Consider the following 23,645-nt stretch of genomic DNA (forward strand, 5'->3'; position numbering starts at 1 on the left):
GAGGTTCACCATGGCCGAGGCCTACCTCGTCGGCGGCGTCCGCACCCCCCAGGGCAAGTACGGCGGGGCGCTCGCCGGCATCCGTCCCGACGACCTCGCCGGGCTCGTCGTCCGTGAGGCGGTCGGCCGGGCCGGCGTGCCCGCCGAGGCGATCGACGAGGTGATCCTCGGCGCGGCCAACCAGGCGGGCGAGGACAACCGCAACGTCGCCCGCATGGCCGTGCTGCTCTCCGGCCTGCCCGACACCGTCCCGGGCTACACGGTCAACCGGCTGTGCGCCAGCGGCCTCACGGCGATCGTGTCGGCGGCCAACCAGATCCGCGCCGGCGAGGCCGACCTCGTCGTGGCCGGCGGCGTCGAGTCGATGACCCGGGCGCCCTGGGTGATGCAGAAACCCGGCACCCCGTGGGCGCGTCCCGGCGAGGTCGTCGACACGTCGCTGGGCTGGCGCTTCACCAATCCCCTGTTCAAGGAGCACGACAAGTCGGCCGGCACCGGCCCGGAAGACCGGCGGGTCACGCTCAGCATGGGCGAGACCGCCGAGGAGATCGCCGCGCTCGACGGCATCACCCGGGCCGAGAGCGACGCGTTCGCGTTGCGCAGCCACGAGCGGGCGATCGCGGCGATCGACGGCGGACGCTTCGACGGCGAGATCGTGCCGGTGGGCGAGGTGACCACCGACGAGATCCCGCGCCGCGGGTCCACCCTGGAAAAGCTGGGCGGCCTGCGGCCGGTCTTCCGCTCCGGCGGCGTGGTCACGGCTGCTTCTTCGTCCCCGCTCAGCGACGGCGCCGCTGCCCTGGTCGTCGCGAGCAAGGAAGCGGTCGAGAGGTACGGGCTGACCCCGCGCGCCCGCATCGTCACGGCGGCCAGCGCCGGTGTCCCGCCCCAGATCATGGGGCTCGGCCCGGTGCCCGCCACCGAGAAGGCGCTGGCCCGGGCCGGGTGGGGCGCCGGCGACCTCGACGCGGTCGAGCTGAACGAGGCGTTCGCGGTGCAGTCGCTGGCCGTGATCCGGCGGCTCAAGCTGGACGAGGAGCGGGTCAACGCCGACGGCGGCGCGATCGCGCTGGGCCACCCGCTGGGCTGCTCCGGCGCCCGCCTCACGGTGACCCTGCTGGGCCGCATGGAGCGGGAGAACGCCCGTCGCGCCCTCGCCACCCTCTGCGTCGGCGTCGGTCAGGGCGTCGCGATGCTGGTGGAGCGCCCATGAGCGCCCGGCGCCCGGCGGCGCGCCCGCGTGGCCGCTCGGCGCGGATCCGACCCGACGCGAGCCGGTCGTGAACACGCTCACGGTCGAGGAGCTCGACGACCGCGTCGTGGTCACGCTGCGCCGTCCCGAGGCTCGCAACGCGATCAACGCGGCGATGGTCGCGGAGCTGCACGACGTGTGCGCCGCGCTCGAGGAGCAACCCCGGCTGTTGCTGATCACCGGTGCGGACGGCACGTTCGCGGCCGGCGCCGACATCGGCGAACTCCGTGAGCGCGGCCGAGAGCAGGCGCTGCGGGGCATCAACAGCCGGCTGTTCGACCGGATCGCCCGGCTGCCGCTGCCCACCGTGGCCGCGGTCGACGGTTACGCCCTGGGTGGGGGCGCCGAGTTGGCCTACGCGTGCGACGTACGCCTGGCCACGCCGGCCGCCGTGTTCGGCAACCCGGAGCCCGGACTCGGCATCCTCGCTGCCGCCGGGGCCTGCTGGCGGCTGCGCGAGCTGGTCGGCGCGTCCGTCGCCAAACAGGTGCTGCTGGCCGGGCGCCGGCTCGACGCCGACGACGCGCTGCGGTTCGGTCTGGTCGCCGAGATCGTGCCGGCCGGCGAGGTGCTGAAGCGCGCTCATGGGCTGCTCGACCGGATGGCTCGGTCGGGAGTGCTCGCCCTGCGCCTGACCAAGCTGGTCACCGACGGCGGCGGTCACCCGCTCACCGACGACCTGGCCCAGGCGATCCTGTTCGAGTCCGAGGACAAGCGCGTACGCATGGACGCCTTCCTCGCCGGTGGCCGCTCATGAGCGCCCGGCAAGCCGTGGTCGGTCAGGGCTCGGCTCTGGCCGGCGGGGGTGGCTCGTGAGCGCGCCGACGCCGGCCGTGCCGAAACTGGTCGCGGTCATCGGGGGCGGGCGGATGGGGGCCGGCATAGCCCAGGTCTTCGCCGTCGCTGGCTCGGTGGTCTGCCTCGTCGAGCGTGACCCGGCGGCCGCCGCGGCGGCTCGTGACCGGGTGGCGATGGGTCTGCTCCGCGCGGCCGAGAAGGGGGCGCTCGCCGAGTCGGCCGATCTGGTGCTCGAGCGGCTGGTGCTCGTCGACGACGCCGCGGGGCTGAGCGCCGACACCGACCTGGTCGTCGAGGCCGTACCCGAGGAAGCAACCCTCAAGGTCAGCGTGCTGGCCGCGGCCGAGCGGGCCGTCGGCGACGGCGCCGTGCTGGCCAGCAACACGAGCTCGTTGTCGATCACCGGACTGGCCGAAGGGCTGCGGCGGCCCGAGCGGTTCGTCGGCCTGCACTTCTTCAACCCGGTGCCGGCCAGCAAGCTCGTCGAGATCGTGACCGGCCCGCAGACCGGCGACGCCGTTCGCGAGACCGCCCGGGCCTGGGTGGCCGGGCTGGGCAAGAGCGAGGTCCTCGTCCGGGACTCGCCCGGGTTCGCCACCAGCCGGCTCGGCGTGCTGCTCGGCCTAGAGGCCATCCGCATGCTCGAGGAGGGCGTGGCCGACGCGGCCGCGATCGACCGCGCCATGGAACTGGGCTATCGGCATCCGATGGGCCCGCTGCGCTCCACCGACCTGGTCGGCCTCGACGTGCGTCTGGCCATCGCCGACCATCTGCACCGCGAGCTGGGGGAGCGGTTCGCCCCGCCCCGGCTGCTGCGTGACAAGGTGGCCCGCGGCGAGGTGGGCCGCAAGGCCGGACAGGGCTTCTACACCTGGGAGGCGTCATGAGCGACCGGATCCCCGCCGAGGCGGAGCGGGTCTTCACCACGACGATCGAGAAGGACCAGCGCGTCGAGCCGCGCGACTGGATGCCCGATGGCTACCGCAAGACGATGATCCGGCAGATCGCCCAGCACGCGCACTCCGAGATCATCGGCATGCAGCCGGAGGGCGCCTGGATCACGCGGGCGCCGTCGCTCCGGCGCAAGGCGATCCTGCTGGCCAAGGTGCAGGACGAGGCCGGCCACGGGCTCTACCTCTACTCGGCGGCCGAGACACTCGGCGCCGACCGGGGCGACCTGACCCGCCGGCTCATCGAGGGCCGCCAGAAGTACTCCTCGATCTTCAACTACCCGACGCTGACGTTCGCCGACGTCGGCGTGATCGGGTGGCTCGTCGACGGCGCGGCGATCTGCAATCAGGTGCCGCTCTGCCGGAGCTCGTTCGGGCCGTACGCGCGGGCGATGATCCGCATCTGCAAGGAGGAGTCGTTCCACCAGCGGCAGGGTTACGAGCTGCTGATGACGATGATGCGCGGCACCGAGGCTCAGCGCGAGATGGTGCAGGACGCGGTCGACCGCTGGTGGTGGCCGTCTCTGATGATGTTCGGCCCGCCCGACGCGGAATCGCCGAACACGGCCCAGTCGATGGCCTGGAAGATCAAGCGCCACACCAACGACGAGCTGCGGCAGCGTTTCGTGGACATGAGCGTGCCCCAGGCCGAGGCCCTCGGCGTCACCCTGCCCGACCCGGACCTGCGCTGGAACGCCGACCGCGGGCACCACGACTTCGGTGAGATCGACTGGACCGAGCTCAAGCGGGTGATCTCCGGCGACGGGCCGATGAACGCGGAGCGCCTCGCGCACCGGCGCCGGGCCGACGAGGACGGCGCCTGGGTCCGTGAGGCGGCCGCGGCCCACGCGGCCAAGCGACAGGGGGTGCCCGCGTGAGCGGCGAGATCAAGCACGAGTGGCCGCTGTTCGAGGTGTTCGTCCGGGCCAAGCGGGGTCTCAACCACGTGCACGTGGGGTCGCTGCGGGCGGCGGACCACGAGATGGCCCTGCACCACGCCCGCGACCTCTACACGCGGCGCAACGAGGGCGTCAGCATCTGGGTGGTGCGCTCCGACGACGTCGTGGCCTCGGGTCCGGACGACAAGGACGCCTTCTTCGCGCCCAGCGGCGACAAGGTCTACCGGCACCCGACGCACTACGCCATTCCCGACTCGGTTCCGCACATCTGAGGCCGCCATGTCCTTCGACGACGCCTATCAGGCCCTCACCGATCACGACGACGATGCCCGCTGGGCGTACGGCACGGGGTTCGCCGACCCGCTCGCCGGGGTGCCCACCGCCCTTCCCGACGGTGTCGACGGCGCCGACCTGGCGGCGTACTGCCTGATGATCGGGGACGACGCGCTGATCCTGTCGCACCGGCTCCAGCAGTGGGTGACCCGCGCGCCCGAGCTCGAGGACGAGATGGCGATCGCGAACATCGGCCTCGACCTGCTCGGCCAGGCCCGGCTCCTGCTGACCCGGGCCGGGGAGGCCGAGGGCACCGGCCGCGACGAGGACGACCTGGCCTACCTGCGCGACCCGGCGGACTTCCGGCATGTGCGGCTCGTCGAGCGCGACGACACCGACTTCGGTCAGCTGATCGCGCGGTTGCTCGTCTTCTCGACGTGGCGGCTGGCGCTGCTCGACCGGCTGGCGACCAGCCGCGACCCGGTGCTGGCGGCGATCGGCGCCAAGGGGGTCAAGGAGGTCGCCTATCACCGGGAGTACGCGGCCGGCTGGGCGGTGCGCCTCGGTGACGGCACCGAGCTGTCGCACCGGCGCATGCAGGACGCGGTCGACGCGGTCTGGCCGTTGCTCGGCGAGTTGTTCACGCCGCACGACGTCGAAGTGCGCCTGGCCGCCGCCGGCGTGGCCGTCGACCCGGCCTCGCTGCGCCCCGAGTTCGACACCGTCCTGACCGAGGTGCTCCGCGCGGCCACGCTGGACATGCCGGCCGCCGACACAGCGGAGGCGGGCGGAATCGTGCCGGTGGGCGCGACTTCGCCGGCGAGCGGCGCCGTGTCGGCGGGCGGGGGAACCGGGGGCCGCGACGGCCGTCACGGCGATGAGCTGGCCGCGATCCTGGCCGAGCTGCAGGGGCTGGCCCGCGCCACGCCGGGCGGTGTGTGGTGAGCGCGGCCGAGGTGGCGGCGACGGTGACCGACCCCGAGCTGCCCATGGTCACGCTGGCCGAGCTGGGGATCCTGCGTGACGTGCGGGAGACCGACGACGGCGTCGAGGTGACGATCACGCCGACCTACTCCGGGTGCCCGGCCATGGAGGCAATTCAGGCCGACCTGGTGCGGGCGCTGCGCACCGCCGGCTACGCGCGGGCGCGGGTGCGGACGCTGCTGGCCCCGGCCTGGACCACCGACTGGATCACCGAGTCGGGCAAGGCCAAGCTGTTCGCGGCCGGCATCGCGCCGCCCGGGCCGGCTCCGCGCCGGGCCGCCGGGCCGGTGCCGCTGGTGCTCGGCGTGCGTGATGAGCGGGTCGCCTGCCCGCGCTGCGGGGAGGAGTCGACCGAGCGGCTGGCCGCGTTCGGGGCGACCGCCTGCCGGGAGCTGCGGCGGTGCCCGGCCTGCCGGGAGCCCTTCGAGCACGTGAAGGAGATCTGACGTGCGGGACTTCAACGCGTTGCGCGTGGCCGAGGTCGAGCGGCTCTGCCCCGACGCGGTCGCCGTGACCTTCGACGTGCCGGAGGACCTGGCCGAGTTCTACGCCTTCCGGCCGGGACAGTCGCTCACCGTTCGACGCCCGGGTGACGAGCGGGACGAGCGGCGGTCCTATTCGATCTGCGCTCCCGCCGGCGCCCGGCCGCGGATCGGCGTGCGCGAGGTGCCGGGCGGTGTGGTCTCCGGCTGGCTGGTGCACGAGCTGCGGGTGGGCGACGCGGTCGAGGTCGCGCCGCCGTCGGGCACGTTCACGCCCGATCTCGAGGCCGGCGGGCGGCACGTGATGATCGCGGCGGGCTCGGGCATCACGCCTGTGCTGTCGATCGCGACGTCGCTGCTGCGCAACCCGAAGGCGGAGGTGGCCGTTCTCTACGGCAACCGGCGGGCCGACACCGTGATGTTCGCCGAGGAGCTCGCCGATCTGAAGGACAGGCACCCGTCGCGGGTCGAGCTGGTGCACCTGCTGTCCCGCGAGGCGCGCGAGGTCGACCTGCTGAGCGGCCGGCTCGACGGCGAGAAACTGCGCGCGTTGCTGCCCCGGCTGCTCGACCTGACCGGGGTCGACCACTGGTGGCTGTGCGGACCGTACGGGATGGTCGTCGACGCCACCGAGGTGCTCGCCGAGGCGGGGGTGGCACCCGAGCGGATCCACCGTGAGCTGTTCTGGGTCGACGAGGTGCCGCCCGAGCCCGTACGGGAGACGGGGTTGACCGAAGGCAGCGAGGTGACGGTGCTGCTCGACGGCCGGTCGACGACCGTGACCGTCGCCGAGGGCAGCACGGTGCTCGACGGCGCCCAGCGCTCGCGGCCGGACCTGCCGTTCGCGTGCAAGGGCGGGGTGTGCGGCACGTGCCGGGCCCGGGTGGTCGAGGGCGAGGTGACCATGCGGCGCAACTTCGCGCTGGAGCCGGCCGAGGTGGCGGCCGGGTTCGTCCTGACCTGCCAGGCGACCCCGGCGTCGTCGAAGGTGACCGTCACCTTCGACGACTGAGCCGAGGGCCACCGCATTCACGGCGACACGACTGCGACCGGCACCCAGCCGCGTCGGCGCTGCAGCGCGCCAGCATTGGAGCGTGCCGGCACCAACCGCGCCGGCAATGCAGCGTGCCGGCGCCGGAACGCGCCGGCACCGGATCGCTCGGCACCGGAACGCGCCGGCACCGGATCGCCCGGCACTGAGCCGCGCCGGTGCCGGGACGGGGGTCAGGCGGGCTTTTGGGCGAGGGCGAAGATTTGGCTCTCCTCCGGTCCGTCGGCCGGGGTGAACGTGACCGTCTCGATGCTGACCACGGTGAAGCCGTGCGCCTCGAGGACGGCGGCCAAGTCTCCCTCCAGGTAGCCGGAAACGGTCACCGGCACGCCCATGAAGTCGAACGGCAGGCTGTCGCCGTCGAAGTTGACCATGCCGATGCCGAGGTAGCCCTGCGGCTCCAGCCATCCGTAGGTCTTCTTGAGGGTGCGCTCGATGTCGGCCTTGCTCAGCATCAGCAGCGAGAAGAACGCGGTCACCGCCCCGAAGCGGCCGAACTCGTCGGCCAGTTCCTTGAAGTCGGCGTGCACGAACTCGGCCGCCGGCACCTGCTCACGGGCCAGCCGCAGCATCCCTTCGGAGATGTCGACGCCGACCACCCGGTGATCCGACTCGGTCAGCAATTTCGCGGTCGGGACGCCCGTGCCGCAGCCGAGGTCGAGCACCCCGGCCCCGGACGGGAGCAGCGCGGCGATCCGTTCGATCAGCGCGGCCTGGAAGGGATTGTGACTGTGTTCGCCCTGGTACTGCTCGGCGAGTTGATCGAAGACCTCCATGCGCGGCAGGCTACCGGCAGGATGCATCGATCTCCATGAGGTGATCGTCCGCAGTGGACAAGCTCATCGGCCGGTACCGGAGATCCGCTCGACGGGCACGACCCCGGGCTCGGCCGGCTCGGAGACCTGCCCGGATCCAAGCTGCCTGGGACGAGCTGCCTGGGACGAGCTGCCCGGATCCAAGCTGCCTGGGACGAGCTGCCTGGGACGAGCTGCCGGATCCAAGCTGCCTGGGACGAGCTGCCTGGGACGAGCTGCCTGGGACGAGCTGGCTGGGAGGAGCTGCCCGGGAAGACCCGGCGGAATCACCGGAGGACGACCGTGACGCCTTCCTTGTCGATCCGCTGCTCGAGGCGGGACGCGTCGAGGTTGGCGCAGAGGACGATCGACGCGCCGGCCGACAGCGGGGCCAGCAGCCAGATCAACGGATGCTCCTGGAGGGCCGTGTCGACCAGCACACGGTCGCCCGGACCGATGCCGTGCTGCTCGGCAACGTCGGCCGCCGTCCGCGCGTACTCCTGATAGGTCGTGCCGTCGACGACCGCCGGGCGCAGCTCGTCGATCTCGTGGCGCGGCGGATGGGCGCCGAGGTAGGGGCGCAGCGCGGTGGTGTAGTCGCGGTAGCCCTTGGGCACGTCGCCGGTCGCGGCGCCGTGCGGGGCCAGGCCGAGCACGAACTGATGCCGGCCGGTGGGAACCTCGTCCAGCCAGTTGCCGATCCGGCGGTGTTCCACGAAGGTCACGTCGAGGGGGTCACCGGCGGGGGACAGGCCGGCCCCCGCCCAGTCGCGGATCGACAGTTCGAGACCGGCCGACCAGGCGCCGAGCAGTACGGCGGCCGTCTGCCAGTGGGGCGGCAGCAGCACCGCGGCGGTGTCGCCCGGGCCGAGCCCGCACCCCTCGGTGAGCAGCGCCGTCGTCGCCGACGTCCAGCCACCGAGCTCGCCCGCGGTCAGCCCGAACCGTTCGCCGGTCGCGTCGTCGTAGTACGTGATCAGGTCACCCGACGTCATGCCTGAGACTTTAGGGCGGGTGGCCACCAGCACCGGGCTGCGGCCCGGCGTGATCGGCCGCGCCGATCGTGAGGTCGGACGGACCGGCTACGCCGCGAGGTCGCGCTGCCAGGCGCGCCGGTCCATCGCGTACCGGTTGAGGACGTGGACGGTGCGCGGGCCGGCGACGCCGTCGGTGGTCAGACCGGCGCGGGCCTGGAAAGCCCGTACGGCCGTGGTGAGCTCGTCGTCCGTCTCGCCGGCGGGGCGGCCGATCTCGGCGAGCAGCGCGCGGACCACGGCGGGGTCCGCCGGCGGGGGAGCGTTCCAGCCGATCACGGCGCCGACCGCGGAGCCGACCACCGTGAGCATTCCTCGTGCGGACATCTCGTGCCTCCTGCTGGTGTCGGGGGATGACTCCAGCATCCGGCGGCCGCCTGTGCGCGGCATCGGACCGGCGTCTCGGAACGCCGGCCGCCGATGCAACTTTCGGCTGATGACGGAGTGCGACCAGGTGGGGCGACCGGCGGAAACAGGGGCCGGACCGGGCTGCGCCGGGGTGCCGCCGCGTACAGGGAACCCACAGACGCCTCACCGGTTTCCGACAAGGTCGCGGGTCACTGTTGGCTCATCAGCCAACGAAGCGAGGCGTCGCCATGACCGACCTGATGACCCGGCCCACCCAGCCCGACCACTCCGGTGGCGACCACGACGATGTGACGCCGCCGCCTCCGCCCGGGCCCCCGTTCGTACCGTCGGACGGCGGCCGCCGGTGGCCGCGCCGGGTGGCCGGTGGGGCCGCGGTGCTGGCGCTGATCGGCGCCGGCGGCACAGCGGGCGGCGTGGTCGCCGAGCGGTACCTGATCGACCAACCGGCCACGACCGCGGCAACCGCGGCCACGGCGAGCAGCACCAGGACCGTCACCGAGGACGCCGACCTGGCCGCGATCGTCAAGCAGGTGCAGCCGAGCGTCGTCACCGTCCTGGTCGACTCCGACCAGTCGTCGTCGCTCGGCTCGGGCGTGGTGCTCCGCTCGGACGGGCTCATCCTCACCAACAACCACGTCGTCGAGGGCGGCGGCACCGTCAGCGTGCGCCTGTCCTCGGGCCGGACCGTGCCCGCCCGGGTCGTCACCACCGACACCACCCACGACCTTGCTCTCGTGCAGGCTTCCGGGTTGTCGGGGCTGAACCCGGTCACGTTCGGCACCGACGACAGCGTCGCCGTGGGGGACACGGTGCTGGCCTTCGGGGCGCCGCTCGGCCTCGAGAACACGGTGACCTCGGGCATCGTCTCGGCCCTGGACCGCAGCATCGACACCGCCACGGAGTCGGCCACCGGCGGCGGCAGCGAGAAGCTGACCGGTCTGCTGCAGACCGACGCCGCCATCAACCAGGGCAACTCCGGCGGCGCGCTGGTCGATCTCTCCGGTCACGTCGTCGGCATCAACGTGGCGATCGCCACCGCGAGCCAGTCCGACTCGGGCAGCATCGGCGTCGGCTTCGCCATCCCGGCCGACACCGTCGTGGCCGCCGTCCAGCAGATGGAAGCCCGGAGCAGCTGAGCGAGCCGTCAGACGGCTGGAAGCCCGGAGCAGCTGAGCTGCCTTGACGGTTGCGAGCCCGGAGCAGCCGAGCGGTCGATCAGGCAGAAGCCCGGAGCACCTCGGATGTCCAGCGGGTGAAGCCGGGCCGCCCCGGACGAGTCTTGATCCAAATGTGGCCGATCGGGTCTGCCGTCGGCGGTTACCGGCCCGTACGGTGCGTCCGTGACTTCGGCTGCTGCCCTGCACCCCTCCGTACCGCCCCCGGCCGCGCCACCTGCGCGGCCGTCGGTGGTCACCCTCGCCGTGTGGTTCCAGGTGGCGCTGGTGGGGCTGCTGGTGCTGGTCGTCGGGGTGATGATCGCCGAGGCCATCCACTACGACGGGCTGATCGACGAGGCCGCCCGGTTCGGCGACGCGGACCCGTCGGAAGTGTCGGGCGAGCGGGACGGCAACGTGGCCTTCGTGCTCCTGTTCGGCCTGCCGATGGTCGTGCTCGCGCTGTGGCTGGGGCTGACCGTCGCCTGGCTGCGCCGGGGCAGCCACGTCGCGCGCGTGCTGACCTGGGTCGGGCTGGGGGCGCCGGTCGGGCTCTTCGTGCTGTCGTGCTTGTTCGGCGGGATGATCGGACTGTTCGGCCTGCTGGCCTTCAGTTCCCTCGACGAGCCGGTCCCGGGCGAGGAGGACTACTCGTTCGAGGACGGCGACGTCATGACGCCCGAGGACGCCGGCTTCTACGACCGTCTCTACGACCTCGACAGCGGCGGTTGGTCGATCGCTTACGACGCCGTCCTGGCCTGCGCAGTGGCGGCCGCAGTCCTGCTGGCGATCGCGACCGCCGTGCTCCTGCTGACCGGCCCGGCCGACCGTTTCTTCCGCCCGGGTCGCCACTTTCCCCAAGGACCCCAACCCTTCCGGTACGCGGGAGCGCCGCCCAGTTATCCGGACGGCTTCTGGTATCCCGCCCCGCCGCCTCCGCCGCCGATGTGGGCGTCGCAGCCGCAGCCGCCGTGGGGGCCGCAGTATCAGCACCCGGCGGTATCGCAGCCGCAGCCGCCGTGGGGGCCGCCATCCCAGCACCCCGGTGTACCGCAGCCGCAGCCGCCGTGGGGGATGCCACCCCAGCCCCCAGAGGCGTCGCAGCCTCAGGCGGCATGGGCGCCGCAGCCCCAGCCGCCGTGGGGGCTGCCACCCCAGCACCAAGGGCCGCTGCCCCAACAGCCGGCCGACCTCACGCCGCCGCCCGCGGACAAGCCACCCTCCCAGGGCTGAGGCCGGAGCGGACCCCCCTCCCGCTCCGGCCTCGGCCCGCCCCGGGTCAGCCTGCCAGGTGCCCCCAGCGGTCCTCCAGCTCCTGCCACGTGCCCTGGTCCTCGACCTTGCCGGCGATCAGCACGACCACCCGGTCGGCCTGGCTCAGCGCGGCCCGCTTCGACGTCGAGCCGACCACCGTCACCCCGTGCGACCGCAGAGCCCGCCACAGTTCGAGCTCCGTGGTCACGTCCAGGGCCGACGACACGTCGTCGGCGATCAGCAGCTCCGTGCGGGGCGCGAGGGCCCGGGCCAGCGCCAGACGCTGCAACTGACCGCCGGACAGCCTCGTGCCCTTGTGCCCGATCAGCAGCTGCAGACCGCCGCCGGCCGCGGCCAGGTCGTGTTCCAGCTGGGCCGTCGACACCGCGTCGGCCGCGTCCACCTCGTGCCCCAGCTGAATGTTGTCGGCCACCGTGCCCGAGAGCACCCGGGGCAGCTGGGCCACGTAGCCCACCTGGTTGGGCCGCAGGAACACCTCCGGCTCGTTCACCGGTTCGCCGTTCCATCGCAGCTCACCGGCGTGGTGGACGATGCCGGCGAGCGCCCGCAGCAGCGACGACTTGCCGGCGCCGACCGGCCCCACCACCAGGACCAGCTGGCCGCGCTCGACCGTGAGGTCCACGTCCTGGGCGCCGACCGTGCCGTTCTCGTGCACGGCGCTGAAGTGACGCAGTTCGAGCGTGCGCAACGGGTTGCGGGGCGCCGTCGGCGGGGCGGGGGCCGCGCCGGTCGCCAGGTCGACGCCGGGAACGTCCGCCGAGTAGCTGGTGACGCCGGTCATCGCCACCGTCCGGCGGGTCCAGACGCGGGCCGACGGGAACTGGGACACCAGCGACGCCGTGGTCCAGGCGAACCAGCGCGCGGCGCCCAGCGTCGCCACCGCGATGAGGGTGGCGGCGGCCGACAGGCTGCCGGACAGGTAGAGCCCCCAGGCGGCGATCGGCAGCAGGCCACTGGCGATCGACGGGGTGGAACGCGCCCACACCTGGATGGCGATCTCGCGCCGTTGCAGGTCGCTGCGCGCGGCGTCGAGCCGGGCCAGGTGGTCGAGCACCGGCGTGGTGGCGCCGGCCAGCTTGACCGTCCGGGCGGCCGACAGCGACGACACCAGCGACGTGGCGAACGCCGCCCGGGCCGCGACCGTGCGGCGGGCCGCCTTCTCGAGCCGGGGGCCGAACAGGGTGGCGGCCAGCCCGGAGATGATCATCGTGCCCAGGAAGAACATCGCGGGCACGAAGGACTGGGCGGCCAGCGTCATCGCGACCACCATCACCAGGCTGGTCGAGGTGTCGATGAGGTTGTCGGCCAGCATGACCACGCGCTCGGTGTCGCCGCCCTGGGCCACCACCTCGGCCGGGGTGTGCTTGCTGACCCGGCGCGGCCCGATCTGCCCGTGCACCAGGCGCAGGCTGATCCGCAGCATCTGGCGGACCCACCACTCCGGGAACCACGCGCCGGTGTAGTAGAGCGTCGGGATCGCGACGATCAGACCGGCCGCGATGCCCACCGCCGGGTAGAGCGGGCTGCCGGCCCCGTCGACGACGTTGGCCCACAGCAGCGGCAGGATCGCGCCGTCCAGCCCGAGCAGCACGAGGACCACGAACAGTCCGACCGCGCCCAGCCCGTACCTCTTGTCGTTCAGCGTGAGCCGGGCGATCTCGCGCATCGTGCGCGCGGGCGGCTCGTCGGGCAGCGGAGGCGGCTCGACCGGCGGCAGCTTGTTGGCCAGGGCCTCGGCCCCGAGCTCGACCTGCGCCGCCGTGTCCCAGTCGTGCTCGTCGACGAGCACGGCGCCGCCACCGGAGGTCGCGGCCGGGACGGCCAGGTTGCTGCTCGCCATCAGCTCGGCGAAGCGCCGCGACTCGCGCAGCGGACCGGATTCGAGCACCTCACCGTCGGCCAGCACGACGACCTCGTCGCAGCGCTGCACGGACGACAACCGGTGCGCGACGATCACGCCGATGCGGCCGGTGAGCAACCGGTCGGTGGCGCGCTGCACCCACGACTCGGTCACCGGGTCCATCCGGGCGGTGGCCTCGTCGAGGATCACCACGTGCGGGTCGCGCACCAGGATGCGGGCGAACGCGACGAGCTGTTCCTGCCCGGCCGACAGCTTGTAGCCGCCCTCGCCCAGCTTGGTGCCGAGGCCCTCGGGCAGGCCGGCCGCCCACGGGGTGAGTCCCAGCTCGTCGAGCGCCGCGGCGGCCTTCGGCAGCAACACCGGATCGAAGAGGGCGATGTTCTCGGCCAGGGTTCCGGCCAGGATCTCCGTACGCTGCGGGACGATCGCCGTCCAGCGGCGCAGACCCTCGACGGCCATGTCGTTCAGGTCGATGCCGCCCAGGAAGACCGTGCCCCGCGGCACGTCGACCGCCCGGGTCAGCACCTTGGCCAGCGTCGACTTGCCCGATCCGGTGCGCCCGATCAGGGCGTACGACCGACCGCGCGCGAAGGTGAGGCTGATGTTCCGCAGCGCCGGCGGGCGGCCGCTGTCGGTTTCGCCGTAGCGGAAGGTCAGATCGCGCACGACCAGGTCGCCGTCGACCGGGGGCACGCCCTCGGTGGGCTCCTGCGGGAGGTCCTGCAGCATTTGCACGCGGCTCCACGCGCCCAGCGCGTTCTGCAGCTCGGGCACCATCCGGGTGACGTGTTCGAGCGTGCCGCCGAAGCCGAGCGCGAGCAGCCACACCGCGGTCAGCCGGGCGCCGTCGATGTGCCCGTTGATCAGGGCCCAGGCGCCGACGACGACCAGGATCGCGATCAGCGTACGGGTGATGGTGCCGGCGCCCATGGTGATGCGCGCCGACGAACGCCAGACCAGACGTCCCCGCCGCAGCACCTCGGCCGCACGCTGGGCGTAGAGCCGGCGGACGTACGGGGCGGCCAGGCTGGTCCGCACGTCGTCCTGACCGTGGATGGACTCCTCCATGACGGCGGCCAGGTCGGACCAGGACTCCTCCTCCGAGATGCGCAGCGGGGAGATGCGCTGGATCGGCTTGTTGAGCGCGACGAACAGCAGAGCCGACACGATGACCATGCCGACCCCCGCGGGCCACCACACGAAGAACGCGGTGATGATCGAGAACACGGCGACGGCCACGGACTGCGCGATCCGTACGCCGCTGCCGCGCAACTGGGCGCCGACCTCGTAGACATCGGAGTCGATGCGGTCGAGCAGTTCGCCGACCGGGGTGTTCTCGAGCGCGGGCAGGTCCTGCCCGAAGGCGACCCGGTTGAGCCCGCGGCGCAGCCGGGCGGTCCAGTCGGCGGTCAGCCGCGCCGCGACGAGGCTGACGAAGACGTCGCTGAGCACGGACGCCACCAGCGCGGCGGCGAGCACGGTGAACAACGGCATCGACCGGTTGACGAGCACCTGACCGGCCAGCGCCAGCGCCCCCGCCGCCCCCGCCGCGCCGAGCAGGATGAGAGCCACCGCGAGAGCCGAGCGGCTCCTCGAGGTGGCCCACAGATCGCGAAGCAGGCGCATAGACGTAGTCCTCTGGGTTGTGGGGGAGGCGGTCTTCCCATCCTCATCGTCGAACGGGAGGTCTTCAACGGAATTACGTGGCCAACAGGCATGGCGCCTGTCACCATCGCGGGTTGTGCGAGATCTTCCGGCCGCCGTGCGGGCCAAGGCCGTCCAGGCGGGCGCCCAGGAATGGCTCGACACCCTGCCCGCCCTGATCGACGATCTCACGACCCGCTGGCAATTGACCCCGGGAAAGGCCCTGGGCGACGGCACAGAGGCGTACGTCGTAACGGTCACCCGGGCCGACGGTGTTCCCGCCGTCCTGAAACTCGTCGTGCCCCGCCCCGGCGACCCGGCCCGCCACGAGATCGCCGTCCTGCGCCGGGCCGGCGGCGCGGGGTGCGCGCGTCTGCTGCGAGCCGACGAGTCCCGCGGCGCCCTCCTGATCGAGCGCCTGGGCCCCTCGATGGCCGACCTGGCCCTGCCGCAGCCCGAGCGCCTGGACATCCTCTGCGATCTCGCCCAGCGCGTCTGGGCCGGCTACGACGATGGCGCTGCCGGGGTTGCAGGGAGCGAGCGCACCGTCGGGGCGGCTGACAGCGGGCGCACCGTCGGGGTCGCCGGCAGCGAGCGCACCGTCGGGGCGGTAGACAGGGGGCGCCCCGGCGGGACGGCCGACAATGAACGCCCCGGCGGGACGGCCGACAATGAACGCCCCGGCGGGACGGCCGACAACGAACGCCCCGGCGGGGCGGCTGACAGCGAAAGCGTCCCGACGCCGGGCCTGCCGACGGGAGCGGAGAAGGCCGCGTCGCTGTCCGGATATATCCGGCGCGGGTGGCTCGAGCTCGGGCGGCCCTGCTCCGAAGCGGCCGTCGACCAGGCGGTGGCGGCCGCGGAGAGCCGCCAGAGGGCCCACGACCCCGCGCGGGCGGTCCTCGTTCACGGTGACATCCACCAATGGAACGCGCTGCGGGAGAGAGCCGGCGACGGCTTCAAACTGGTCGACCCGGACGGCCTGTGGGCGGAACCGGAGTGCGATCTCGGGGTGCTCATGCGCGAAGACCCGGTCGAGCTGATGGCCGCGGACCCCTGGGACCGCGCCCACCGCCTGGCCGCCCGCACCGGCACCGATCCCCGGGCCATCTGGGAGTGGGGCCTGGCCGAACGCGTCAGCACCGGCCTGGTCCTGACCGCCGTCGGCCTGAAGCCGGTGGCCGCCGACATGCTCGCCGCCGCCGATCAGATCGCCCGGCTGTGACTCACCGTCGGATCGCCCGGCTGTGATTCACCGTCGGCGCGCCGACCGAAGGCACCCCCGACAGGCTCGGCTGCGGGGCCGCGGCGCCGGCGGCCGTCCCGGGCGCGACCTGCGCGGCCGCCCCCGGGCGCGAGCTGCTGCAGCCCCGGAACGGTGAGCGTGAGCGCGGCCCCGGAACGGTCAGCGTGAGTGCGGCCGCGGCACGGTCAGCGTGAGCGCAGCGTCAGCAGCGTGATCTCGCTCGGGGCGAAGATGCGGAACGGCGGCCCCCAGAAGCCCGTGCCCCGGCTGGTGTAGAGCTGCGTCCGCTCGGAGTGCCGGGACAGGCCCTGCAGCACCGGCTGGTCGAGCCGCACCAGGTAGTGGAACGGCCACATCTGGCCGCCGTGGGTGTGGCCCGAGATCTGCAGGTCGACGCCGTGGGTCACCGCCCCGGCGATCTGGGCCGGCTGGTGGGCCAGCAGCAGGACCGGCAGCGACGGGTCGGCGCCGGCCAGCGCGGCCTCGTGGTCGGCGTGGTGGCCCGGGACACCCGAGCCCGCGGCCGTGCGGTCGTCGACCCCGGCGACCACCAGCGAGTCGCCGCCGCGGGAGACGACCACGTGCCGGTTGTGCAGGGCCTCCCAGCCGAGCTCGGCCATGTGCTCGACCCACCGCTGGGCGCCGCTGAAGTATTCGTGGTTGCCGGTGACGTAGACGCGGGCCATCGACGCGCGCGCGTCGGCCAGCGGCGCGGCCTGGGCCAGGCGCTGGGCGACCTCACCGTCGGCGATGTCGCCGGTGTGGGCGACCACGTCGGCGTCGAGCGTGTTGACCACCTCGATGACCCGGCGTGACCAGCGTGAACGCTCGATCGGACCGTAGTGGGTGTCGGTCAGCAGCACTAGTCGCAGGCCGTCGAGCCCGGCGCCGAGCCGCGGCAGCACCACGTCGACCCGGCGGACCCGGGGCACGCGCCTGGCTTCCGCATAGCCCCAGACGAGCAGGACCAGGGAGATCGCCGCGATCACCACCGTGGCGATGCGATAGCGGGCCGGCCCGTCGACCCCGGCGGCCCAGAGGATCAGCGTCAGCACCTGTCCGAGCAGCGACCAGACGAACAGCACCCAGAGGACGCCCAGCGTCGTGTCGGCGATGACCGACGGGCCGTCGCGGTGGTGCCGGCCGTGGCCCTGGATCATCAGGATCGGGAACGTGACCAGCGCGACGGCGAAGACGACGGTGCCCGCGACGCGCACCGGACCGGGCCAGTCGTTGCCCGAGAAGAACAGGAAGAACCACGGCACGCCGAACAGCAGCAGCAACACCGCCGTCACGGTCAGCGCGAAACTGATCACCCGGCCCGGCCGGCGGCGGCGCGGCTCGGTCTCGACTGCTTCACCCACGGACACGCGTTGAACTATGACACCTCAGGACGGTGGATCGCCCACCCTGTGGATAAGTGCCGCGGGCACGATCAGGTCGGCGCGCCCGCGCGTCTCGGCGACCCGCGTCGCGTTGCGCTCGTCGGTGCCGGTGGCCCACTCGACGGCGGCCGTCTCGTCCTTGCCGAAACGCCGGTGCCGGTCGATCAGCCGGCGCAGGCGTTCGGGCTGGTCGAGGTCGGCGTACCAGACCTCGGCGAACAGCGCCCGCACCGGGCGCCAGGCCGGCTCGTCGAGCAGCAGATAGTTCCCCTCGCTGACGATCAGGCGGGCCGCCCGCCCGATCGGGACGGCCCCGGCGATCGGCTGCTCGATGGTGCGCTCGAAGCCGGGGGCGTAGATCGGATCGTCCTCGTCGTCGCGCAGCCGACGCAGCAGCGCGGCGTAGCCCAGCGCGTCGAACGTGTCGGGCGCGCCCTTGCGGTCGCGCCGGCCGAGCCGGTCGAGCTCCGCGTCGGCGAGGTGGAAGCCGTCCATCGGCACGTGCGCGACCCACGCGCCGGCGGTCAGCCCGTCCGGCGGGGCCGGGGCGAGCGCGGCGACCAGCTCCTCGGCCAGGGTCGTCTTGCCGGCGGCGGGCGGTCCGGTGATGCCGAGCACTGCCCGGCGCCCGCCGGGCACCAGGCCCCGCGCCCGCGAAGCCAGCGCCTCGAACGTGAGCGTCATGCCGATCACCGTAGTGCCGTCGGATCGAGGACTGACAGGCCCAGCCCGGCCCGGAGGGGCCTATAACCGGTGGCACGGGGGTTTCACATGTTGCTGACTGCTGTGCTCGTCGCCGTCCTGATGGGTGCTCCGGCCGGGCCACTCGAACCGGGCGTCGCCACGGGCCCGTTCGACGCCGCGGTCGACCGGCGGGGCCGGATCTACGTGACCGAGGGGGACACGCTGGTCCGGCTCGCGCCGCGAGGCCGGCGGGCCACCGTCGCGTCGTTCCCGAGCCGGATGGTGCCCGCGCCCGCGCGGCTGCCCGACGGCACCCCAAGGGGCATGCCGGTGCGGATGCGAGCGGTGCCGAGTGCGGTCACGCAGGGGCCGGACGGCGCCTTCTACGTGGCCGAGCTGACCGGGTTCCCGTACCCGCCGGGCCGGGCCCGGGTGTGGCGGGTGGTGCCGGGCCGGCCGCCTGAGGTGTACGCGGGTGGCCTGACCGCCGTGGTCGATCTGGCCTGGGGTCCCGGCGGCCTGTACGTGCTCGAGATCGCCCGGAACGGGCTGCTCAGCGGCGACCGCACCGGCGCGTTGCTGCACGTGCCCGATCAAGGCCCGCACCGGGTCGTCGCCTCGGCCGGGTTGATCGCGCCGTCGGGTCTGACCATCCGCGGCCGCTATGCCTACGTCACCACCTGCGGCGACTGCGCGGGCGAGGGGACGGTACGCCGGATAGCGCTAAGCGGGTAACCCCAGGCGCAGGCCGGCGACGCCCGCGGGGGACAGGGGGCGGACCGTGGCCCGGGAGAGCTCCTCGCGGACGACCGCGGGCAGCTCGTCGGCCAGCGCGCGCAACCGGGGATAGAGGTCCAACACGTCGCGGTGGGTCAGCGCGCCCACGCCGATCAGCAGGCCGTTGACCGCGCCGGGCGTCCGGGTCAGCTCGTCGCACAGCTCGCGGCGCCACCGCGGGTCGTCGACGCGGGTGGCGAACTCGCGGGCGATCCGGTTGCCGGCGGGCGACGGCTCCTCGGGGGCGGCGTGCCGGCCGGCGCGGGCCGGCACGGGGGCGAGGCGGCAGGAGATGCCGAGCAGCCGGGCCAGTTCGGGCACGGTGAGCACGTCGAGCCCGGTCGCGCAGGTCTCGCAGAGGCGGTAGTAGGTGGCCGCGTGCACCAGGGTCGCCGGGCGGGGGCAGTCACCGAGCGGGCCGCAGAGCCGGTCGAGGATGATCTCGGCCAGGGTGCCCTCGTGGTCGAAGCGGCCGACCCCGAAATAGGCGGCCGGGGCACTGCGATATCGGGTCAGCGCGATCCGGGCGTTGGCGTAACCGTCGGAAGCCACGCTTATCCGCGGTATACCGCTATCGGCCTGCAGATGGATCAATCGAAACATATCCCGTCGCCCCCAGGTGGTGAAGGACCGTCGTCGACGGGGGGTACGGGCGCGGGTGCCCGGCGGTTCACTCATCGCGCGCGCCGGATGGGAAAAGTCGCCCAGCGCGCACGCCAGATGGGAAAAGTCGCCCAGCGCGCGCGACGGAGGGGAGAAGTCGCCGGCCGGTGAGCCGGAACGAGTCGAAAGTGACCGCGTGCAGGGCGTAGATGCCCGCCGAGACGACCACGAACATGGTCGCGAGGACGGCGGCGAGGACCGGATCGAGGGCTCGCCACGCGGCCGGGACCAAGGTCGTCCCCAGCACCACGGCCGCCTGGCCCGTAGCCTCCGCGCAGCGCAGCGGATCGAATGTCATAGCCTCACTCTTCCGAGTGGAGATCCCCGCGCGCCTCTGCCCGGAGCGGGACATCGCCTACGACTTTCGGCAGAGGGACAAAACGGAGAAACCCGCAACCAGCGCAGGGGTTCCACCTAGCGTGGGACCTCAGACCACAAGCCGTACGAGGACTTCCGCGTGACCGTGACGACGAGGCCGGGCTGGAGCACCCTTCCGGCGCTCATGTACCACTCCGTGTCCGCCGTGGGCGGGCCGATGCGCGATCTCGCCGTGCCCCCCGCCCTGCTCACCGAGCAGCTGCAGGCCCTGAGCGGCGCGGGTTACCGCCTGGTCGGGCTGACCGAGGCGCTCGACCTGCTGGCCGCCGGCAGCACCGAGAGGCTGATCGCCGTCACGTTCGACGACGGATATCGCGACTTCCTCACCGCGGGCGTGCCGGTGCTGAAGGAGACCGGAGCGGGGGCCACGCTCTACGCCTCCGTCGGTCACCTGGGCGGCACGGCGGGCTGGCTCGGCGCGTCGGCACCCGACTTCGGGCCGATGCTCACCTGGGACGAGCTGGGTGAGGTGGCCGCCGCGGGCGTCGAGATCGGCAACCACAGCCTGATCCACCACCCGCTCGACGTGCTCCCGCCCGATCAGCTGCGCCACGAGATCGCCGACAGCCACGACGAGCTCGAGCAGCGCCTGCAGGTCAAGGTGCGGTCGTTCGCCTACCCGCACGGATACAACAGCCGGCGGGTACGGGACATCGTGGCGGCCACCGGGCATGAGAACGCCACCGAGGTGGGCCGCCGGCTGCACACGCCGGGCGAGAAGCGGCTGGCGATCCCGCGCCTGCAGCCGACCCCCGGCCACAGCGGCGCCGACCTGGTCGAGCTGGTCCGGACGGGGGAGACCGGCCTGATCCCGAAGGCCAAACAGGTGGCGCAGCCGGGGTGGCGGGTGGTCCGCAAGGTCGCCCGCACGTTCGGCCGGAACCTGACATGAGGCGCCGGCAGCTGCTGGGCCTGGGCGCGCTGGCCGCCGCCGCGCCGCTCGCCGGCTGCGGCAAGGAGTACCGCTCGGACGACGCCGTACCGCCGGTGGTGCCGCCCTCGGCCTTCGCGTCGGGCGAGGCGGTCGGCGGGACGCCGGTGGTCACCGCGGGCGGGGGAGCTGTCCCCTTCGAGCCGGGCAAGGTGCTGCTCGGGGCGTACGTCGATCTGTCGGGTCGCAGTGTCCGTGAGGGGTTGGACCTGCGCCGCCGCCAGCTCGGCCGTCCCGAGCGGATCGTGCACCGGTACTACTCCTGGGAGGACGAGCTGCCGGTCGGCGTGCCCTACGTGTCGTCTCGCAGCACGCTGATGATCTCGTGGCGCGGGCCGGCCTACAGGGAGGTCGTGGGCGGCGGGTCCGACAAGCTGATCGCCCGGGCCGCCCGGCGCCTGGCCGAGCGCGGGCGGCCGACCCTGGTGCGCTGGGCCTGGGACATGAACCGCGACTTCTACGAATGGGGCGGACCGGCCAACAACCGGGACACTGCGGGCTACATCACGGCGTTCCGGCGCGTTCACGACATCTTCGCCGACGAGGGCGCGGACAACGTCTCGTGGGTGTGGAGCCCGAACGGGACCTCCCGCCCCGGCGAGGACTGGAACAGTTACGAGCACTACTATCCCGGTGATGAATATGTGGACTGGGCAGGGGTTTCGGGCTTCGCCCAGACCCAGACGCCGGCCGGCATGTTCGAGGAGTTCTACCAGACGTACGCGACCCGGAAGCCCATCATGATCTCCGAGGTCTCGGCCATCGACCGGGGCGGCCGCACCAAGCCCGACTGGATCGCCTCGTTCCGCACGTGGGTGAAGGCGCACCCCGCGGTCGGCGCGGCGGTCTGGTTCGACACCGACACGCACCCGACGTCGCGGGAGAACTGGCGGATCGACTCGACGGCCGCGAGCCTGGCGGCGTACAAGGCGATGTCGAACGACCCGGTCTTCATCGGGTGAGCGGAGCGCATCGGACCGGGCGCCCCAGCCATCGCGCTCCGGTTCGTCCCCGCCGCCGGTGGCTGGGTCTGCTCGTCGTGCTCGCGCTTGTTCTCGGCGGCACGGCCGCCGCCGGATATCGCGCCTACGTGTACGAGGCCCCGCCGGACGTCGCCGCCGCCGGTCCCGGCTACTGGGTGTCCACGCACGGCGAGGACGACGCCGGCGGCACCCCGGACAAGCCGTGGAAGTCGATCGCCCACGCCGTGCAGGTCGCCCCGGCCGGTTCCAAGATCTTCGTACGGGAGGGCACCTACGCCCCGTTCACGGTGTCGCGGCCGGGCCTGACCGTGAGCAGCGCGCCCGGCGAGGAGGCGACGGTCGAGGGTGTGGCCGGCGTGCGCGACGGCGTGCTGGTCGCGGCCGGCGACACGACGATCGCCGACCTCACCGTACGAGGGTGCGTGCCCAAGCCGAACGCCGACGTGAACATCACCGGCGACCACGGCAGCGGCATCCGCGTGCACAAGACGAGCAAGGTGACGATCCGCGGCGTGACCGTGCGCGACAGCCACGGCGAGAACGCGGCCGGCAAACCGGTGGGGTGCTACGGCATCCTGGTGACCGAGTCGCAGGACGTCCGGGTCACCGGGTCCGACGTCTTCCACAACGGCGCCGGCATCTCGGTCAGCCGCGGCGGGCGGGGCGTGCTGGTCGACGGCAACCAGGTGCACGACCAGGACCGGATCATCCAGAACACCGACCCGGACGGCGACGACTTCGGCGGGTACGGCCTGTCGGCCACCTTCATCACCGTCAAGCCGGGACCGGTCTTCCGCGGCAACACGGTGCGCCGCAACTACGGCCCGTCCACCGACTACGGCATCGACGGCGGCGGGGTCGAGATCTACGACGCCGCGAACACCACGATCACCGGGAACACCTTCGAGACGAACGACGGCGTGATGGAGACCGGCACCGGCAACGGCGGGGGCTGCGCCGACAACGTCTTCAGCGACAACCGGGCGATCGGCGGCACCGGGCCGGACGGCTTCGACAACGACACCGGCCTGGTGCTGCGCTGCGCCGCCCGGCTGACCGTCAGCGGCAACACCTTCAGCGACCTCAGCAAGTTCACGTTCCTGCTGGCCACCGGCAGCGACTTCGCCGGCAGCATCGAGGGCGTGAAGATCACCGGCAACACGGTGACCCGGAACGACAACGCGGCCGTCTACCGGCTGCAGATCGACGGGGGTGCGTCACCGAACATGGTGATCGACAAGAACAGCTACGAGACCGGCGACAACAACTTCGGTATCCCCAACGGCAGCGTGTCGGAGGCCTCGGTGACGTACGACCAGTGGGTCGCCCGCACCGGCTTCGACAAGGCCTCGACGCTGAAGCGCTAGGGCGCTCGCCAGCCGGCGTCCTCGCAGGCCTGGGTCAGGGCGTTCGAGCTCGTCCGCCAGGCGGCGTTGCCCTCGTCGGCGTTGCGGCCCAGCTCCATCGCCCGGGCCCGGACGGCGTCGTTGTCGCTCTCGGTGGCCGAGGCGGTGACCTTGTCGGCCAGCGCCAGCCGGGTCGTCTCGCTGCGGGCCCTGGACGATCCGGCCGCGAAGTCGTCACAGGCCCGCACGGCGCCGTTGTCGAGCGTGCCGGCGGCCGGCTCATCGTCGGTCCCGCCGCCACCGGCGCGGTTGACGAGCAGGGCGAAGACGACCAGAACGGCGATCACCAGGGCGGCGATCTGCTTCCTGCCCATCTTGAGCTTGAGCTTCACAAGAAGAGGCTAAACGGACGAACGCCCGCCCGGCATACCG

Annotated in this window: 24 protein-coding genes; 15 read left to right on the top strand and 9 right to left on the bottom strand. The window is 72.9% G+C overall.

Annotated features, from left to right (window positions below):
- The first annotated feature begins 10 nt into the window (after positions 1-10).
- The 8 genes from HJC40_RS38515 to paaE all read left to right on the top strand — a co-directional run bounded on the left by HJC40_RS38515 (position 11) and on the right by paaE (position 6,650).
- Entirely contained in the window at positions 11-1,213 is a 1,203-nt protein-coding gene (locus HJC40_RS38515) for a thiolase family protein (RefSeq protein WP_250008504.1), read from the top strand.
- A 67-nt stretch (positions 1,214-1,280) separates the two neighbouring features.
- Positions 1,281-2,009 carry an enoyl-CoA hydratase/isomerase family protein gene (locus tag HJC40_RS38520; RefSeq protein ID WP_250008505.1) on the top strand — a complete coding sequence of 243 codons (729 nt, stop codon included), beginning with the start codon at positions 1,281-1,283 and terminating at the stop codon, positions 2,007-2,009.
- A 55-nt stretch (positions 2,010-2,064) separates the two neighbouring features.
- A complete protein-coding gene (locus tag HJC40_RS38525) occupies positions 2,065-2,937 on the top strand; it encodes a 3-hydroxyacyl-CoA dehydrogenase family protein (RefSeq protein WP_308200991.1) in 873 nt (290 codons plus the stop codon).
- Positions 2,934-3,878 (top strand): 1,2-phenylacetyl-CoA epoxidase subunit PaaA, encoded by a 945-nt coding sequence (gene paaA, locus HJC40_RS38530; RefSeq protein WP_250008506.1) that lies wholly within the window; start codon positions 2,934-2,936, stop codon positions 3,876-3,878. Before HJC40_RS38525 ends, paaA begins: the two co-directional genes overlap by 4 nt.
- Before the next feature lie 8 nt (positions 3,879-3,886).
- Entirely contained in the window at positions 3,887-4,171 is a 285-nt protein-coding gene (paaB, locus tag HJC40_RS38535) for a 1,2-phenylacetyl-CoA epoxidase subunit PaaB (RefSeq protein ID WP_374273650.1), read from the top strand.
- A gap of 7 nt (positions 4,172-4,178) precedes the next feature.
- Positions 4,179-5,117: a 1,2-phenylacetyl-CoA epoxidase subunit PaaC gene (paaC, locus tag HJC40_RS38540; protein WP_250008508.1), complete on the top strand. Its 939-nt coding sequence runs from the start codon at positions 4,179-4,181 to the stop codon at positions 5,115-5,117.
- Complete coding sequence (gene paaD / locus HJC40_RS38545; protein WP_374273649.1) at positions 5,111-5,602, top strand: 1,2-phenylacetyl-CoA epoxidase subunit PaaD; 492 nt, start codon at positions 5,111-5,113, stop codon at positions 5,600-5,602. The genes paaC and paaD overlap by 7 nt, the downstream gene beginning before the upstream one ends.
- A 1-nt stretch (position 5,603) precedes the next feature.
- Complete coding sequence (gene paaE / locus HJC40_RS38550; RefSeq protein WP_250008509.1) at positions 5,604-6,650, top strand: 1,2-phenylacetyl-CoA epoxidase subunit PaaE; 1,047 nt, start codon at positions 5,604-5,606, stop codon at positions 6,648-6,650.
- A gap of 212 nt (positions 6,651-6,862) precedes the next feature.
- Here paaE and HJC40_RS38555 read toward each other — a convergent pair whose 3' ends face one another.
- The 3 genes from HJC40_RS38555 to HJC40_RS45840 all read right to left on the bottom strand — a co-directional run bounded on the left by HJC40_RS38555 (position 6,863) and on the right by HJC40_RS45840 (position 8,844).
- Positions 6,863-7,465 (bottom strand): class I SAM-dependent methyltransferase, encoded by a 603-nt coding sequence (locus HJC40_RS38555; RefSeq protein WP_250008511.1) that lies wholly within the window; start codon positions 7,463-7,465, stop codon positions 6,863-6,865.
- 305 nt (positions 7,466-7,770) lie between these two features.
- On the bottom strand, positions 7,771-8,478 hold the full coding sequence (locus tag HJC40_RS38560) for a TIGR03089 family protein (protein WP_250008512.1): 708 nt from the start codon (positions 8,476-8,478) through the stop codon (positions 7,771-7,773).
- Positions 8,479-8,565: 87 nt separating this feature from the next.
- The gene (locus HJC40_RS45840) at positions 8,566-8,844 is read right to left on the bottom strand and encodes a peptidoglycan-binding domain-containing protein (RefSeq protein WP_284044333.1); all 279 of its coding nucleotides are present in this window, start codon (positions 8,842-8,844) and stop codon (positions 8,566-8,568) included.
- A 269-nt stretch (positions 8,845-9,113) separates the two neighbouring features.
- Here HJC40_RS45840 and HJC40_RS38570 point away from each other — a divergent pair, with 269 nt between their 5' ends.
- Complete coding sequence (locus HJC40_RS38570) at positions 9,114-10,022, top strand: S1C family serine protease (RefSeq protein WP_250008513.1); 909 nt, start codon at positions 9,114-9,116, stop codon at positions 10,020-10,022.
- Between the two features lie 204 nt (positions 10,023-10,226).
- A complete protein-coding gene (locus HJC40_RS38575) occupies positions 10,227-11,273 on the top strand; it encodes a hypothetical protein (RefSeq protein ID WP_250008514.1) in 1,047 nt (348 codons plus the stop codon).
- 46 nt (positions 11,274-11,319) lie between these two features.
- On the opposite strand, the gene HJC40_RS38580 is transcribed toward HJC40_RS38575, so the two are convergent.
- Positions 11,320-14,802 carry an ABC transporter ATP-binding protein gene (locus HJC40_RS38580; protein ID WP_250008515.1) on the bottom strand — a complete coding sequence of 1,161 codons (3,483 nt, stop codon included), beginning with the start codon at positions 14,800-14,802 and terminating at the stop codon, positions 11,320-11,322.
- Between the two features lie 115 nt (positions 14,803-14,917).
- On the opposite strand from HJC40_RS38580, the gene HJC40_RS38585 reads away from it, so the two are divergent.
- The gene (locus tag HJC40_RS38585) at positions 14,918-16,045 is read left to right on the top strand and encodes an aminoglycoside phosphotransferase family protein (RefSeq protein WP_250008516.1); all 1,128 of its coding nucleotides are present in this window, start codon (positions 14,918-14,920) and stop codon (positions 16,043-16,045) included.
- 206 nt (positions 16,046-16,251) lie between these two features.
- Here the strand turns inward: HJC40_RS38585 and HJC40_RS38590 are convergent, their stop codons facing one another.
- Entirely contained in the window at positions 16,252-17,436 is a 1,185-nt protein-coding gene (locus tag HJC40_RS38590) for a metallophosphoesterase (RefSeq protein WP_250008517.1), read from the bottom strand.
- Positions 17,437-17,454: 18 nt separating this feature from the next.
- Entirely contained in the window at positions 17,455-18,135 is a 681-nt protein-coding gene (locus HJC40_RS38595) for a nucleoside/nucleotide kinase family protein (protein WP_250008518.1), read from the bottom strand.
- Between the two features lie 87 nt (positions 18,136-18,222).
- On the opposite strand from HJC40_RS38595, the gene HJC40_RS38600 reads away from it, so the two are divergent.
- The gene (locus tag HJC40_RS38600; RefSeq protein WP_250008519.1) at positions 18,223-18,870 is read left to right on the top strand and encodes a ScyD/ScyE family protein; all 648 of its coding nucleotides are present in this window, start codon (positions 18,223-18,225) and stop codon (positions 18,868-18,870) included.
- Here HJC40_RS38600 and HJC40_RS38605 read toward each other — a convergent pair.
- The gene (locus HJC40_RS38605; protein WP_250008520.1) at positions 18,859-19,464 is read right to left on the bottom strand and encodes a hypothetical protein; all 606 of its coding nucleotides are present in this window, start codon (positions 19,462-19,464) and stop codon (positions 18,859-18,861) included. The genes HJC40_RS38600 and HJC40_RS38605 overlap by 12 nt on opposite strands.
- Before the next feature lie 118 nt (positions 19,465-19,582).
- The gene (locus tag HJC40_RS38610; RefSeq protein WP_250008521.1) at positions 19,583-19,873 is read right to left on the bottom strand and encodes a hypothetical protein; all 291 of its coding nucleotides are present in this window, start codon (positions 19,871-19,873) and stop codon (positions 19,583-19,585) included.
- 159 nt (positions 19,874-20,032) lie between these two features.
- On the opposite strand from HJC40_RS38610, the gene HJC40_RS38615 reads away from it, so the two are divergent.
- From HJC40_RS38615 to HJC40_RS38625, 3 genes are read left to right on the top strand one after another with little or no spacing between them, the layout of a single operon-like run.
- A complete protein-coding gene (locus HJC40_RS38615) occupies positions 20,033-20,845 on the top strand; it encodes a polysaccharide deacetylase family protein (RefSeq protein ID WP_250008522.1) in 813 nt (270 codons plus the stop codon).
- On the top strand, positions 20,842-21,846 hold the full coding sequence (locus tag HJC40_RS38620) for a glycoside hydrolase family 26 protein (RefSeq protein ID WP_250008523.1): 1,005 nt from the start codon (positions 20,842-20,844) through the stop codon (positions 21,844-21,846). The genes HJC40_RS38615 and HJC40_RS38620 overlap by 4 nt, the downstream gene beginning before the upstream one ends.
- The gene (locus tag HJC40_RS38625) at positions 21,843-23,234 is read left to right on the top strand and encodes a right-handed parallel beta-helix repeat-containing protein (protein WP_250008524.1); all 1,392 of its coding nucleotides are present in this window, start codon (positions 21,843-21,845) and stop codon (positions 23,232-23,234) included. Before HJC40_RS38620 ends, HJC40_RS38625 begins: the two co-directional genes overlap by 4 nt.
- On the opposite strand, the gene HJC40_RS38630 is transcribed toward HJC40_RS38625, so the two are convergent.
- Positions 23,231-23,605, bottom strand: coding sequence for a hypothetical protein (locus tag HJC40_RS38630; protein WP_250008525.1), 375 nt, complete (start codon positions 23,603-23,605; stop codon positions 23,231-23,233). The two genes, HJC40_RS38625 and HJC40_RS38630, sit on opposite strands and share 4 nt — an antisense overlap.
- Positions 23,606-23,645: the final 40 nt, after the last annotated feature.

The organism is Actinoplanes sp. M2I2 (genome assembly GCF_023544445.1).
Classification (GTDB): domain Bacteria; phylum Actinomycetota; class Actinomycetes; order Mycobacteriales; family Micromonosporaceae; genus Actinoplanes.